The organism is Phocaeicola vulgatus ATCC 8482 (assembly GCF_000012825.1).
Classification (GTDB): domain Bacteria; phylum Bacteroidota; class Bacteroidia; order Bacteroidales; family Bacteroidaceae; genus Phocaeicola; species Phocaeicola vulgatus.
In genome coordinates this window covers 2,942,112-2,957,905 of record NC_009614.1, presented here as the reverse complement: position 1 = coordinate 2,957,905, position 15,794 = coordinate 2,942,112, and the positions used below count along the sequence as shown (strand labels likewise).

The 15,794-nt window shown below is 44.1% G+C and carries 11 protein-coding genes; 6 read left to right on the top strand and 5 right to left on the bottom strand.

Going from position 1 to position 15,794, the window contains the following annotated elements; translation table 11 throughout:
• The first annotated feature begins 87 nt into the window (after window positions 1–87).
• Both BVU_RS11500 and BVU_RS11495 read left to right on the top strand, forming a co-directional pair.
• Window positions 88–336, top strand: coding sequence for a hypothetical protein (locus BVU_RS11500; RefSeq protein WP_005846136.1), 249 nt, complete (start codon window positions 88–90; stop codon window positions 334–336).
• 10 nt (window positions 337–346) lie between these two features.
• Window positions 347–904, top strand: coding sequence for a lysophospholipid acyltransferase family protein (locus tag BVU_RS11495; RefSeq protein WP_005846134.1), 558 nt, complete (start codon window positions 347–349; stop codon window positions 902–904).
• A gap of 82 nt (window positions 905–986) precedes the next feature.
• Here the strand turns inward: BVU_RS11495 and glaB are convergent, their stop codons facing one another.
• A complete protein-coding gene (glaB, locus tag BVU_RS11490) occupies window positions 987–2,804 on the bottom strand; it encodes an alpha-1,3-galactosidase (protein WP_011965552.1) in 1,818 nt (605 codons plus the stop codon).
• An 82-nt stretch (window positions 2,805–2,886) separates the two neighbouring features.
• On the opposite strand from glaB, the gene BVU_RS11485 reads away from it, so the two are divergent.
• The 4 genes from BVU_RS11485 to BVU_RS11470 all read left to right on the top strand — a co-directional run bounded on the left by BVU_RS11485 (window position 2,887) and on the right by BVU_RS11470 (window position 10,573).
• The gene (locus tag BVU_RS11485) at window positions 2,887–5,757 is read left to right on the top strand and encodes a xanthan lyase (protein WP_011965551.1); all 2,871 of its coding nucleotides are present in this window, start codon (window positions 2,887–2,889) and stop codon (window positions 5,755–5,757) included.
• Window positions 5,758–5,847: 90 nt separating this feature from the next.
• Window positions 5,848–6,165: a hypothetical protein gene (locus BVU_RS11480; protein ID WP_005846128.1), complete on the top strand. Its 318-nt coding sequence runs from the start codon at window positions 5,848–5,850 to the stop codon at window positions 6,163–6,165.
• Between the two features lie 51 nt (window positions 6,166–6,216).
• Window positions 6,217–8,106, top strand: a complete 1,890-nt coding sequence (locus BVU_RS11475; protein ID WP_011965550.1) for a YgiQ family radical SAM protein — start codon at window positions 6,217–6,219, stop codon at window positions 8,104–8,106.
• Window positions 8,107–8,368: 262 nt separating this feature from the next.
• Window positions 8,369–10,573 (top strand): sodium-translocating pyrophosphatase, encoded by a 2,205-nt coding sequence (locus BVU_RS11470; protein ID WP_005846125.1) that lies wholly within the window; start codon window positions 8,369–8,371, stop codon window positions 10,571–10,573.
• Between the two features lie 69 nt (window positions 10,574–10,642).
• Here BVU_RS11470 and BVU_RS11465 read toward each other — a convergent pair whose 3' ends face one another.
• The 4 genes from BVU_RS11465 to BVU_RS11450 all read right to left on the bottom strand — a co-directional run bounded on the left by BVU_RS11465 (window position 10,643) and on the right by BVU_RS11450 (window position 15,793).
• Window positions 10,643–12,421, bottom strand: a complete 1,779-nt coding sequence (locus BVU_RS11465; protein ID WP_032945221.1) for an SWIM zinc finger family protein — start codon at window positions 12,419–12,421, stop codon at window positions 10,643–10,645.
• A gap of 241 nt (window positions 12,422–12,662) precedes the next feature.
• The gene (locus BVU_RS11460; RefSeq protein ID WP_005846121.1) at window positions 12,663–13,079 is read right to left on the bottom strand and encodes an ACT domain-containing protein; all 417 of its coding nucleotides are present in this window, start codon (window positions 13,077–13,079) and stop codon (window positions 12,663–12,665) included.
• A 13-nt stretch (window positions 13,080–13,092) separates the two neighbouring features.
• Window positions 13,093–14,394: a phenylacetate--CoA ligase family protein gene (locus BVU_RS11455; RefSeq protein WP_005846118.1), complete on the bottom strand. Its 1,302-nt coding sequence runs from the start codon at window positions 14,392–14,394 to the stop codon at window positions 13,093–13,095.
• A 94-nt stretch (window positions 14,395–14,488) separates the two neighbouring features.
• Complete coding sequence (locus BVU_RS11450) at window positions 14,489–15,793, bottom strand: aminotransferase class I/II-fold pyridoxal phosphate-dependent enzyme (protein ID WP_005846116.1); 1,305 nt, start codon at window positions 15,791–15,793, stop codon at window positions 14,489–14,491.
• Between the last annotated feature and the right edge of the window lies 1 nt (window position 15,794).

The window sequence follows — 15,794 nt, the reverse complement described above, 5'->3', positions numbered from 1 at the left end:
TTTTCGCAAATATGAAAACGTATACAAATAAAAATATTACCTTTACCGCGAATTTAGAATTATGTATTAACTTAAAACATTACATTTATGGCAAGTAGAAGAAATTTAAAGAAAAAAATAACCAATATAGCAAGTGATTTGTTTTTAGTCAGTTTGATGGAAGGTGTTAACCGTGAAGTAGTTTGCAACTCTGTACACAATGTGATCAAACTGATTATACGCATCAGTCACACTGAACCGGGTAACGTAAAAGGTTTCTACAAGAAACTGAATGAGGATTTGAACAAAGAAATAAAAGTGGTTGCAGACGAACTGGCTAAAGCTACAAAAGCATAAGATTTAAGGAATGAAAAAAGCTATTTGTGGTTTTATCTACTACAAACTATTGGGATGGAAGACTAAAGTATCCGTTCCCGATTATGACAAATATATTATCTGTGCCGCACCGCATACCACCAATTGGGATTTGTTCATAGGCAAACTGTTTATGGGAGCTATAGGTCGCGAAACCGGTTTTATGATGAAAAAAGACTGGTTCTTCTGGCCTCTAGGCCCTATTTTCCGCTGGATGGGAGGGATTCCCGTAGACCGTAGCCGCAAGACTTCATTGGTGGACCAGATGATTAAGATTGCCAAATCGAGTCAAAAATTCCATCTGGCTATCACTCCGGAAGGAACACGCAAAGCCAATCCCAATTGGAAGAAAGGGTTTTACTATATTGCGCAAGGGGCTGGTCTGCCTATTATTCTGGTAGCTATCGACTACGAGAAGAAATGCATCACAGCCGAAAAGGTAATACATCCCAGCGGTGATTTGGACAAGGATATGCGTGAAATCAAATTGTATTATAAGAATTTCAAAGGCAAATATCCTGAAAACTTCAGCATTGGAAAAATAGAATAACCCTTCCGTTGTAGTTCTTCAGATATGAAAACACTGATTATGCGGATTGTATTTTCACCCGCATAATCAGTGTTATTTGTATCTATTCTCTTGCTATACTCTCATCCCCATCCTCAAAATTATTCTTCTCTATCTTCACATTCCGGGTGTGAAGCAAGCGGAAACGGGATTTGTTATGATGAAAAGCCGGATAATCCGTATTCTGGCGGATCACATTGTTTTTAAAGATCAATCCGTCAATGGATTTTGCAAAAAGTACAGGGCGGTCAAAGGTTTCAAAATAGTTATCTTCAATCACTACTCCTTTTTCTCCTTTTCCACCATGGAAATATTTTTTCTGATGCTCCAAATCGGGAATCTCCGGATAAATAGAGATAACAGCTTCCGTAAACTGGAACATATTAGTCAATGCGTTGATAAAACGATTGTTACGAATCAGCACATTCCGGCAAGCTCCCGTTTCAAACCAGCCGTTACAATCACCGCACAGCAATATGGCTGTTCCTGATGTATGATCAAACAGGTTACGCTCTACCACCGTTTTCAGGGGAGTGCTGAACAGCGTACCGCGTGCTCGATTATTACGAATGACATTATCCGCAAAATAAACTTCCGGACACCAGGACAGGTTTTCAATGCCGAAACCTTCTTTATCCGTAATCTCCGCATCCAAAGGCTCGGCAAAAGTGATACGATATTCTTTTGCACCTTTCACCGTATCTTTGTCATTGGGCAGGATTTCCTTCACCCGGTTCTTTCCACCGGTCAGTTCCATGGTGGCGGAACGTACAAATTGTACTTCATCGCCATTCACGCCCCATTCGAATCCGTATGCTTGCGGATGCATGTATCGGGCAATCACCGTATGGTCATCAAGGCGTTGCTTGATTTTCAAATAAGTACCATGTACATTAATCGCATCATCCATCATTCCTTCATACAACCCGTTGCGAGAATCAATCTTCCCCCGGCAACTGGAGAAATGGGTAGCATCCGCCTGCGTGGTAAAGTAACGCGGATCCTTATCGCCACGAAGGCAAACGCTGAATTCATCCAACGTGATATTTTCACATAACTGGGCCAGCAGTCCCATACCTTCGGCATAATGCACTTTCACATTCTGCAAACGGGTGTCTTTATCATTGGACAAGAATATACCCGGAGCAGGACGATAATAAGTACGAAGAGCCACCACTGTCCCCGGTTTCAACCGGGCGTCTTTCCATTGAGGAGCATGGTAGACACGTGGAGAAACTTCTTTCACCCCTTCCATAGGACACCATAAGTCACTGGTGCGGTATACCAGACGCTTTGTCTTTTCTTCAAAAGCAATTCCTCCCTGGGGAGCACTGGACCAGCCTTCACCGTATGCTTCGAAAAAACCTTTCTCATTGATACGGCATTTCACCCATGCGGCAGGTTCAAAAGTAATTCCCTCCTCTCCGCTTTCCAATATCTTGACCTGAGCAATATGAGGAGTCTCAAAATCTATGCTGAAATTACGCAAAGTACAATTCTCTGAACGAAGCAGAGAAAGTGGAAGCATACGTCCATGAAAGATAAAATCGGCACCCTGTCCGTCCACCGTCAGCCCCTTCCAATCCTCCAAAGGGAAACCTACCGTTTTCGGATTGTCCTGATCATGATTGGAAATATAATACTCACGGACAGCCGCCCCTTCAGGATGGAAATCGTAACGTCCGGATTCAAAAAGCAGGGTGACCTTATCACCCAAAGCAACTTGAGACTTGATGTCTTGTAACGCCTTCTGCAATTTGGGTGAAAGATTCTCGTGTGTGTCCGGTACCAGACCATAATTTCGCATTTCGACTACCTTACTTCCGGCAAAAGCGGAAACAGCCAGCCATACGAAGCAGAAATTAAAGATAATTCGTTTCATTTAGGTTCATTATAGATTAGTTAGAATGACAAAACTAACAAAAATTCCTAACTTCGCAACCATAAATAAAGAAGAAAACAACATGAAAAAGATATTTTTGTCCTTCCTGCTGGTAATGGCAGGAATATCACACACTTTGGCACAAGGGTTAGATGGTAATGTGGAACAACGTCTAAAAGATTTTTTCACCCGGTACGAAACATCTTATGCCAACATAGGTAAATGTAAATTAGACCGTTATGAAGTAAATCATGACAAAAAAAGACTGAATGTATATGCCAGCCCCAGCTTCGGCTACCAACCGTTTACCCCCGAAAAGACAGAAGCTATCTACCGGTTACTTAGACAAAGCCTACCCGGTCCTGTAAATTATTACGATATAACCATCTATGCCGATGGCAAATCAATCGAAGACCTGATTCCCAACTATCTGAGGAAGAAACAGGACAAAAGCCGCTTATGGCAACGGACAGATTATAAAGGTGATCCATGGGTAAAAAATATTTCCCGCCCCTTTACTGCCAGCAAAGGACTGGAAGGCAGACACATCGCCCTTTGGCAAAGCCACGGAAAATATTATAAAAAGGACAAGGGATGTTGGGAATGGCAACGTCCCCGCCTGTTCTGTACCACAGAAGACTTGTTCACCCAATCATTCGTCATACCTTATATTATACCCATGCTGGAAAATGCGGGAGCCATAGTTTATACCCCTCGTGAACGTGACTGGCAACGCAATGAGGTGATTGTGGATAATGATACCCATCCCCAAGGTTGCATCTATCAGGAGATAAAAAGCCGGAAAGGTAAATGGAAAACCGCCCCCACCCCGGCATTCGCTCAAAAACGATTGGTTTACCGGGACGGACAAAATCCTTTTGAAGAAGGTACAGCCCGCTTTGCCTCCACCGAGAAAAAACCGGAAAAAGCCTTTGCACAATGGATTCCCCATATTCCCGAAACAGGAAAATATGCCGTCTATGTGACTTATCAGACTTTACCCGGAAGTGTGAGTGACGCTAAATATCTGGTTTTCCATAAAGGGGGTGTCACCGAATTTCTGGTCAACCAACAAATAGGGGGAGGAACCTGGGTTTATCTGGGCACTTTTGAATTCGACAAAGGAACCAACGATTACGGTATGGTGGTACTAAGTAATGAGAGCAGACAAAAAGGAGTGGTATGCGCCGATGCCGTCCGTTTTGGCGGAGGAATGGGAAACATATCGCGCGGTGGAAAAACCAGCGGCCTGCCCCGTTATCTGGAAGGGGCACGCTATGCCGCACAATGGTCGGGTTTTCCTTATTCGGTTTACAGTCCCAGCGAAGGTAAGAATGACTATACCGATGATATAAACGCCCGCAGCTGGATAATAAACTATCTCAGCGGAAATTCTGTGTACAATCCAAAGGAGAAGGGATTGGGCGTTCCTTTTGAAATGACCTTGGGAGTGCACAGCGATGCAGGTTTTTCCAAAGAAGATTATTTAATAGGCACGCTGGGTATCTATACCACCGATTATAATAATGGTGAACTGAACGCCGGTATCTCCCGTTATGCTTCCCGCGACTTGGCGGACATGGTACTGACCGGTCTGCAACAGGATATCTCCGCCCAATTCGGTATCCGGTGGCAACGCCGCAGCCTGTGGAACCGCAATTACAGCGAAACCCGTCTGCCTGCCGTTCCCTCGATGATTCTGGAACTCCTCTCCCACCAGAACTTCGCCGATTTGAAATTGGGGCACGATCCGCGTTTCAAGTTTACCGTAGGACGTTCTGTTTACAAATCCATACTAAAATACCTGAGTACCATGCATGGGACGGATTACGTAGTCCAACCTTTACCGGTAAATAACTTTGCCATTCACTCCGGAAGTAGGAAAAACACCTTCCAACTAACTTGGCAAGCGGTAGACGACCCGTTGGAACCGACTGCCAAAGCTCAACAATACATAGTCTATACCCGTCTGGGACATGGTGGATTTGACAATGGAACGTTAGTACGCGGTACTGAATATACCTTCGAAGCCGAACCGGGACTGGTATATAGTTTCAAAATAACCGCAGTCAACAAGGGCGGAGAAAGTTTTCCTTCCGAAATCCTGTCAGCCTATCAGGCAAAGAAAAGTAAAGGAACAATCTTGATAGTCAACGGATTCGACCGTTTAAGCAGACCTGCTACCGTAGGATCTCCTTTCTTGCAAGGCTTTGACTTGAATACGGATCCGGGAATACCTTATATAAATACACCCGCCTTCTGCGGAACGCAACAAAGCTTCGACCGCAGCCGCATAGGACGGGAGACTAAAGACGGGCTGGGATATAGCGGCAGCGAACTGGAAGGAATGTTGATAGCCGGAAATACTTTCGATTATCCGTTCATTCATGGAAAAGCCATCCAGGCAGCCGGAGGATACTCTTTTGTATCGTGTAGTGATGAAGCCGTTGAAAATGGTTTTGTCCGGCTGGCAGATTACCCCATTACAGACCTGATATTCGGAGCCGACAGGCGTCCTTTCTCCCACACATTGCAACAGTTGCTCACAACCTATTGTCAAGGAGGCGGCAACCTGATGCTCAGCGGCTCGTATATAGGAAGCAACATGAACAGTCCCACAGCACTGAACTTCACCGAAAACATATTAAAATATAGTTTCGGAGGCAGCATGATAAATTCCACTTCGGGAGAAATATATGGAGCCAACACCCGTTTCAGTATTCCCCGCACTATCAACGAGCAAACATACGCCGTACCCGCTCCCGACTGTCTGACCCCGATAGCCCCTGCTTACTCCGCTTTTGTATATAATCCGGGCAGTTACAGTGCCGGTATCGCCTATAAAGGCAAATATCGGACTTTTGTCCTGGGTTTCCCCTTTGAAAGCATTCAGGGAGTGAAGGAAAGAGCACGGGTAATGAGTGCCATCCTGGGCTTCTTTGGCAGCAAGTGATATTTTTAAACGAAAATAAAAGGGCAAATAAGAGGTTATTTCATAAAAACGCCTAACTTTGTCCGTATAAACCATTAAAATAAAACGACTATGTACACTATACAGACTAATGCCTCCGGCACACGCAGCATGGAAATCTCAGAAGAGAACCTGCAAACTATTGAGAAATATGCTTTATTCCAGCATCTGATAGACAGCAACGGTATCGTGGACGAGTCGGTGCTGGAGAAACTGAAGTTGAATATCCGTTCACTGATAACCAGCGAGGAAGGAAACAATAAAGAGCTGCTCGACCTTTGTATCGATGTAATTTATCATAATAACATGAAAGCTTTCGGACTTCATCAACTCATTCTGCTTTATATCCAATGGGAGAAAGAGAAAAATAAAGATGAAGAAGAGATATAATAAACAATCTCTGTGTTCTCTGTAGCAAAACAAAAAAAACAGTATTTATCATTGAAAGAATACAAACTTACAGACTGGTTGCCGACAACCAAGAAAGAAGTAGAGATGCGCGGATGGAATGAACTGGACGTAATCTTGTTCAGCGGTGACGCCTACGTAGATCATCCTTCATTTGGTCCGGCAGTAATTGGAAGATTATTAGAGGCGCAAGGTTTGAAAGTGGCCATTGTGCCTCAACCCAACTGGCGTGATGACCTGCGCGATTTTAAGAAGCTGGGACGTCCACGCCTCTTTTTCGGTGTGTCCGCCGGATGTATGGACAGCATGGTAAACAAATACACTGCCAACAAGCGTTTGCGCAGCGAGGATGCTTATACTCCCGACGGCCGCCACGACATGCGTCCCGAATATCCCAGCATCGTTTATACACAGATTTTAAAGAAAATCTATCCCGACGTACCTGTCATTCTGGGAGGTATAGAGGCATCTTTGCGCCGTGTCACCCATTATGACTACTGGCAGGACTGCCTGCGTAAATCAATTCTGATAGATTCCGGAGCCGATTTATTGATCTATGGAATGGGAGAGAAGCCGATTACGGAACTTTGCAAGAGAACGAAAGAAAGCAAAGACAGTCAGGACGGAGCCCATCTACCCTTACAAAAGGATATTCCCCACGATATACCACAAACGGCTTATATTATCCGTAAGAAAGGATCAGTTCCGTCCGAGCACTCTGTAATTGAGTGTGTGAACGAAAAGCCAGACATCATCCTACACTCTCATGAAGCATGCCTGAAAGATAAAAAGAAACAAGCCGAGAACTTCCGCTTCATTGAAGAGGAAAGCAACAAGTACGAAGCCTCCCGCATCTTGCAAGATACAGGCAATGAAACAGTAGTAGTCAATCCGCCTTATCCTCCAATGAGCCAAGGCGAACTGGATCATTCTTTTGATTTGCCCTATACGCGTATGCCTCATCCTAAATATAAAGGAAAACGCATTCCCGCATTCGACATGATTAAATTCTCGGTCAATCTGCACCGTGGTTGTTTTGGCGGATGCGCCTTTTGTACCATTTCCGCCCATCAAGGGAAATTTATTGTAAGCCGAAGTAAAGAGAGTATCTTAAGAGAAGTGCGAGCCATAACTGAAATGCCTGATTTCAAAGGCTATCTGAGTGACTTGGGAGGACCTAGCGCCAACATGTATGCCATGCGTGGTAAAGATGAGAAAATTTGCCGGCGATGCAAACGGCCGTCATGTATCCATCCCAAAGTATGTCCCAATTTGAACACGGACCATCGCCCCTTATTGGATATTTATCATTCGGTAGACGCACTTCCCGGTATCAAGAAAAGCTTTATCGGAAGCGGTGTACGCTATGACCTGTTACAATATCAAAGCAAAGATCCGGCAGTAAACCGAAGTACAGCTGAATATACCCGCGAACTGATAGCCCATCATGTCAGTGGGCGCTTGAAAGTGGCTCCGGAACATACCAGCGACCAAGTGCTGCAAATCATGAGGAAACCTTCGTTTTCACAATTTTATGACTTCAAAAAGACTTTCGACAAAATAAATAAGGAGTTGAATATGCGGCAGCAGATTATACCTTATTTTATAAGCAGCCATCCCGGATGTACAGAAGAAGATATGGCAGAACTGGCAGTGATCACCAAGAAATTGGATTTCCATCTGGAACAAGTACAGGACTTTACTCCTACTCCGATGACCGTAGCCACTGAAACCTGGTACACAGGTTATCATCCATATACGTTGCAACCGGTATTTTCCGCTAAAACACCAAAAGAAAAACTGGCTCAACGGATGTTCTTTTTCTGGTATAAACCCGAAGAACGACGTGCTATCATCAATGAATTGCGCAAAATAGGACGCGCTGATCTGATAGATAAGCTGTATGGTAAATACAAAGCCTGAGTTTTAAATTCACCACAGATTATACAGATTTGATCTGTGGTGAAACTGTTTTTTAACGTCTTGTTTACCTTTCATCGTGTTTTGACGAAACACAGGAACAGGTACATGTGTTCCAAGTTACAGATATTGATATTTATTCCCCCCTAAACTTAATTAGAAAAGCACCGCAAATATTAATTGATAAAAATACGACCTATCCTATTGAATATCATTTATTTTTTGCTATCTTTGGGCAAAACCAACTTTTAAATCAATACTGCGTATGGAAACGTATCTATTCTGGATTGTGCCCATTGCCTCCCTCTTGGCATTGGTACTTGCATGGTATTTCTACAAACAAATGATGCTTGAAAGCGAAGGAACTCCGACGATGGAGAAAATCGCTTCTTATGTGCGCCAGGGCGCCATGTCCTATCTGAAACAACAATACAAGGTGGTAGGGCTGGTATTTCTGGGATTAGTTATTCTGTTTTCTATCATGGCATACGGCTTCAACTTACAAAATCCGTGGGTGCCCATTGCTTTTCTTACCGGCGGTTTCTTCTCCGGACTGTCCGGCTTTTTAGGAATGAAAACGGCTACATACGCTTCTGCACGTACCGCCAATGCCGCCCAACACTCCCTGAACAAAGGACTGCGTGTAGCTTTCCGTAGCGGAGCTGTTATGGGGTTGGTCGTTGTCGGCTTGGGACTACTCGATATTTCTTTCTGGTACATATTATTGGACTATTGCATTCCCACAGACGCCTTGAACCCTTCTGCTAAATTATGTGTCATCACAACCACCATGCTTACCTTTGGTATGGGAGCCAGCACACAAGCACTTTTCGCCCGTGTAGGAGGTGGAATCTATACCAAGGCAGCCGATGTAGGTGCCGACCTGGTAGGTAAAGTGGAAGCCGGTATTCCGGAAGATGACCCCCGCAATCCCGCAACCATTGCCGATAATGTGGGAGACAATGTAGGTGACGTAGCCGGAATGGGCGCCGACCTGTACGAATCCTATTGCGGCTCTATTCTAGCTACCGCCGCTTTAGGTGCTGCCGCTTTTATTGGCTCGGATGATACCGTGATGCAGTTTAAAGCGGTTATCGCACCTATGCTGATTGCGGCAGTGGGTATCGTTCTCTCTATCATCGGTATTTTTGCCGTCCGTACTAAAGAAAATGCAGGAATGAAGGAATTACTCGGATCATTGGCCACAGGAACCAATTTAAGTTCGGTACTGATTGTCGTTGCCACTTTCCTTATCCTCTGGGCATTAGGTTTGGAAAATTGGGTAAACATTTCCTTTGCTGTGGTAGTGGGATTAATAGTAGGTATCGTTATCGGCCGTTCCACCGAATATTATACTTCTCAATCGTATAAACCCACACAACGGTTGGCCGAAAGTGGAAAGACCGGTCCGGCCACCGTTATCATTTCCGGTATCGGACTAGGTATGGTTTCCACCACCATCCCTGTACTGGCAGTAGTAACCGGTATCATCTTGTCCTACTGGCTCGCTTCAGGATTTGATTTTGCCAATATTTCCATGGGATTGTATGGCATCGGTATTGCTGCCGTAGGTATGCTTTCGACATTAGGAATCACCTTGGCTACCGATGCTTACGGACCGATTGCAGACAATGCCGGCGGTAACGCTGAAATGAGCGGACTGGGCAAAGAAGTACGCAAACGTACTGACGCCCTCGACTCGTTAGGTAACACGACTGCCGCTACAGGCAAAGGTTTTGCCATCGGCTCCGCAGCTCTGACCGGCCTGGCCCTGCTGGCATCCTATGTAGAAGAAATCCGTATCGGATTAACCCGGTTGGGGCAAACCATTCTGGAATTACCAAACGGCATTACCGTAGATGTTCATAACGCCAGTTTCACTGACTATATGCTTTATTACGATGTAACCCTGATGAACCCCAAAGTGCTAAGCGGCATGTTTTTGGGCAGTATGATGGCATTCCTGTTCTGCGGTCTGACCATGAACGCCGTAGGCCGAGCAGCCGCTCACATGGTAGAGGAGGTGCGTCGCCAGTTCCGTGAAATAAAAGGGATTCTGACAGGAGAGGCAGAACCCGACTATGCCCGTTGCGTACAAATATCCACCAAAGGAGCACAACGTGAAATGGTATTCCCCTCTCTACTGGCTATCATTGCCCCTATCGCTACCGGACTGATTTTTGGTGTTCCCGGTGTTATCGGTCTGCTGATAGGTGGTTTGTCCTCGGGCTTCGTTCTTGCCATTTTTATGGCCAATGCGGGAGGCGCATGGGATAATGCGAAAAAATTTATAGAAGAAGGTAATTTCGGAGGTAAAGGAAGCGAAGTACACAAAGCAACGGTTACCGGTGACACAGTAGGTGATCCGTTTAAAGATACATCCGGACCCAGTTTGAACATTCTGATTAAACTGATGAGTATGGTCGCCATTGTAATGGCCGGACTGACAGTTGCTTGGAGTTTGTTCTGATAGAAAAACGGAAAGCCGCTTCGGAGGAGGCGGCTTTCTAATTTTAAAAAAGATTCTGATAAACTATTTTTAAAACTTCCCCAACACTTCCATCATTGCCGGACGACGTTTGTATTTTATCCGGAACTCTGCCACCAAGCTTTTCACAACAGCCTGTCCACCGTTTAGTTTACGTATGCAGGATAATACCCGTGCTATAAATTCATAATGCTCCCGTCCCAGATTCCGTTCAGCATAATCATTCAATAAAGAAGTATATATAGCAATCAATTTCTCAGAATGAGTGTCCTTCAAATAATGGGCATATTTCATCAATGCTTCCAACTGATTGTATCGGACTGACGACAGCAAAGAGAACAAGCTGTCATTATCCTTTTCTTTCACATAAATTTCAGCCTTATCATTTCCGACAAAAGAAAAATAGTCACTTAACTCGGCTTCTTTCATCATCCTATCCAGAAAACTTTTCCATTGTTCTTTCGGTACCAGAGTTTTAAGTTTGCTGTAATATATCAATTTATCACTACCCACCACAAACAACAGACGACATGTATCAATTACCTCAGAAACCCTATGGGTTATTTCATAAATATCCAATTTCATTTTCAGCCATTCACCCACAGTGCCAGAATGCATTTCTCTTTCCGCTATTTCTATTCCGTCATTCAGCAAACAAATGGCTTCATCATATTGGCAACGGGCAATCAATTTATCAACCTCCATTCTTCGTATTTCAGTCAGATAAAGATATTGACGAATCGTATCATCCGCCTTTTGTTCTTCATTCTGTTCTAACAACAGATTGACCTTACGAATGACTAACTGATAGATATCACAGGTTCCCTTTCTTACTTCAAGAAGTTCATCAATCAATTCCAACGCTTTTTCTGCCGGTTGAATCGAAAGATTGATCTGCATCATCAATTCGTCTACATCATAAAGATCATATTCACGAAAAATAGATATTTCAGCAATCTCACGCAAGCCCTGAAGTATCTCCATCTTTTGTGCCTGAGTGGTTTTAGGATGTTCAATCACTTTCAGGAGCAAATCTCCTGCCTGTTCACAATAGTCAGAAGAAGAAATACCATCATCATACAAAAGTTCATCATCATAGTTTTCACCGATGGAACGAAGTACTTGAAGAGCTATGGCAATAGAATTATCCATAGCTTCCAAATTCAAAAAGAAATCCGCTTTCTCCAAAAAAGTGTCCATCTGATTGAAAATAGTTTTCCAGTCACGGTCGTAATTATCATAACGATTGTGATAACGAGACCTTTTATGGTAACCAGATCCTTTAAAAACTTTTTGAATTTCAATTCTGTAATCTTTTCCCTTTGATGACAAAGATAACTCCTTAGCTATGAAATGATTTGAAAGTGCCGTTTTAAATTCCAGATTCGTTGAAGCATACTCACAGATAAATTTCGAGAGTTCCTGCGGATCAATGAAAGACAACAGTTGCTGTATGTCTACCAAAGACGGACAAGGCTGCTTACCCACTTCTTTTATTTCCTCTAAAACAGGGGCTTCCTCCGCTTTGATTTTCATCTTCGAGAAAATACTATTACCCGCCTTTTTTCTATTGTCGCGAATTGCCAACAATGTCGCTACAACATGTTTGCAGATTTCTCCATCATACGGACAATCACAGTACCAGGATTCTATCTCGTTTCCATCCATAGATATCTCCACATTATAATCGTCTGTTCCTTCTACAGTCGCAGTCCATTCACCGGGTGAGATTTCTTCCAATTCGGAAACAGCGTCTGTTTCATAATACTCTTCCCCACGCATCCATATTTTATAGGGAACAAAGTCCTCAAAATTATCCAATGTAATCATGTACAATACTTCGGTATTTTTTATCGGTTCGAGTGTCCCATTGTCAAAGAACGCTCATAACATTCTGCATTCTCCAACAAACAGGTTTTGCTATTGATAGACTGTTCCATCAAAACAGCCACAGATTACCCGGATTCGCACAGGTTCAATCTTAAAGTTTTCAGCTTAAACACCCGTGTGAGCCCAAGTAACCTGTGGTAAAAAGACTTGTGATGCATTCATACCCACAAAGTCAAATTCATTACAGACTGTTCTTAGTCAAAACATTACAATTGAATTTATTCAATATCTCCACACATCTCTCCACATTAGACGGACGGATAACCACATGTGCCGTATCTCCTTGAGCAAAAGCATACATATATTCAATAAAGATATTCTCTGCTGCCAGATAGTCCAAAACTTTAGCCAAAGAACCTGCCACATTCGGGCAACTGATACATACCACATCGGTCAGCATCACGGCAAAATTCTCGGCACGAAGTACTTCCACCGCTTTTTCCACATCCGAAACAATCAGGCGAAGTATACCGAAATCAGTAGATTCCGCCATGCTGAACGCATGCATATTGATATCATACTTTGCCAATGTCTTGGTTACGTCATTTATTCTTCCGGTTTTGTTTTCCAGAAAAACAGATAATTGCTTGATTGTCATATCGCATACTTTTTTATTTTAAAATCCGATTGTCTATCACACGTTTACTCTTACCTTCACTACGGGCAATGCTATTAGGTTCCATCAGCTTCACTTCGGCACTGATGGAAAGGACACTTTTCAGTTTGTCGCTCAACGCTTTCTTCATGGCAAGCATACTTCCCATATCATCCGAGAAGAAGTCTTTGCGGACTTCCACTTGTACTTGCAAAGAGTCGAGATTATTCTTCCTATCCACCACCAGCATATACTGAGGTTCAAACTGAGGCATATCCAAAATAACACTTTCCACCTGAGAAGGGAAAACATTGATGCCACGGATAATAAGCATATCGTCACTACGGCCTACAATACCCGACATACGGATATTGGTTCTTCCACACGGACATTCACCCTCCATCAGGGAAGTCAAGTCCTTCGTACGATAACGCAATAACGGCATCCCCTCCTTTGTCAAGGTAGTAAACACCAATTCTCCCACTTCTCCATCCGGAAGACGTTCCAGCGTTTCAGGATTAATGATTTCAGGATAAAAATGATCCTCATTGATATGCGAACCATGTTGCTCCTGACATTCGTAGGAAACACCGGGTCCCATAATCTCACTTAATCCATAAATATTATACCCTTTCAATCCCAGCCGCTCTTCTATCTCCTTACGCATACTTTCCGTCCATGGCTCGGCTCCGAAAGCTCCGATACGGAGATTGATATCATTCTTGGTCAATCCCATACGTTCCACCACTTCTGCCAGATAAAGAGCGTATGAAGGAGTACAGGCAATCCCCGTTATACCCAAGTCGCGAATCAGACGGACATGCTTTTCCGTATTTCCTGTAGAAGCCGGGATAACAGTCGCCCCCAGATTCTCCACCCCATAATGTGCGCCCAACCCGCCTGTAAACAAGCCATAGCCATAACTGACAGAAAAGGTATCATTACGGGTAACCCCGTATGCTGAAAGACAACGTGACATCACTTCGGACCATACAGACAAGTCACGACGCGTATATCCCACAATGGTAGGATTCCCGGTTGTTCCCGAAGAAGCGTGCACACGTACAATTTCCGAAGCAGGAGCAGCCTGAAGACCATATGGATAATTATCACGTAAATCCTGCTTGGTAGTAAAAGGAAGTTTTACGATATCTTCGATAGTCTGGATATCATCCGGAGACAAATCCATCTCCTGCATCTTGTTACGATAAAAAGGAACATTATGATAAACCAAGTTCACCAACTTGTTCAGACGTTTTCCCTGCAGAGCGCTCATCTCGTCCCGACTCATGCACTCTTTATTTTTATTCCAAATCATAATAAATAATTTTTCAATGTGCTAATCTGCCAATGTACTGGCACACAAACCCACTGTATGGCAATCGGCACATTATCCTATTAGCACATTATTTTCAATGATCTTCATGAAAAGCTCTCATGCGTTCCTCCATCACCGGATAAAGTTCATCGCGCATCCGTGACGTACAGGCGCGGACACCTTCCTGCTCGCTGCCGGTAGTAGAAAGCGAGATGCTGCTTACCCCATAATACAATAACTCCCGGAGCAATTCACCCCCTGTCATATTTCCGTAACCAATGGTAAAGAAGAAACCATCTCCCACCACCTGGGTAGCATCATAGTCATATACGATATGGAAACCATTGTCGGTAAATATTTTCTTCATGCGTTCCGCACGACGGGCATATTCGCGGGTATCTTCCACAAAATTGATTTTACCTTCGGTAGACAGACGAAGCATTTCAGCGTATGCATACTGAGTGGAAGCCGTACATCCCGAAGTAATCATATAAAGAATGGAAGCAATCAGCGTAGGACCGAACACCCCTGCATCTTTATACCGTTCTGCCAAGGCAGGGAACTGGCGGTCGAACAGTTTGTCGCTGATACATGCCAATGCCATACGCTGTCCGGCATAACTGAATATCTTGGAAGAAGAAAGCATCAGGATATAATTATCCGTATATCTTGCCACAGTGGGCGGATAAGGCGGTTCGAAAGGATGCCCCATATCCCGACGGAAATCCATGCAGAAATAAGCCAGATCTTCCATGACAATCACATCATACCGGGTTGCCAGTTCACCGATTATCTGCAACTCCTCCTCTTCCAGACAAATCCATGCCGGATTATTCGGATTAGAATAGATAATCGCTGCTATATCGCCTTTACTCAGGAAACTTTCCAATTTCTCACGCAAGGCCTGTCCACGATAATGATAGATATCAAACTCTTCCCACTCCACGCCGATAATGCGAAGCTGGGATTTCTGAATAGGAAATCCGGGATCAATGAACAATACCTTGTCTTTCCCCGGAATACGCTGCGTACAGGCTATGAACGAGCCGAATGAACCCGCCACCGACCCGGTGGTAGGCACACAAGCGCGCGGAGAGATATCCAGATTCAAGAAAGCTTTTACAAAACGGGAAGCCTCCTTTTTCAACTCGGGCACTCCTGCGGCAGCCGGATATTGCGATCCGACTCCCCTGTCCAAAGCAGCTTTCTCCGCTTCAATCCCTATCTGATTGGCGGCAAGACCAGGAGATCCCTGATCCATGCGGATAAAAGGAATCCCCGTTTCCTTTTCCAGATACTGGGCTACCAACAACACATCACCGATAGTAGCCTGTGCAAGATTGGCGATGTGCAGTTCCTTCACCGCCTTCTCCACTAATTCTTCACTAAATATCTTCATG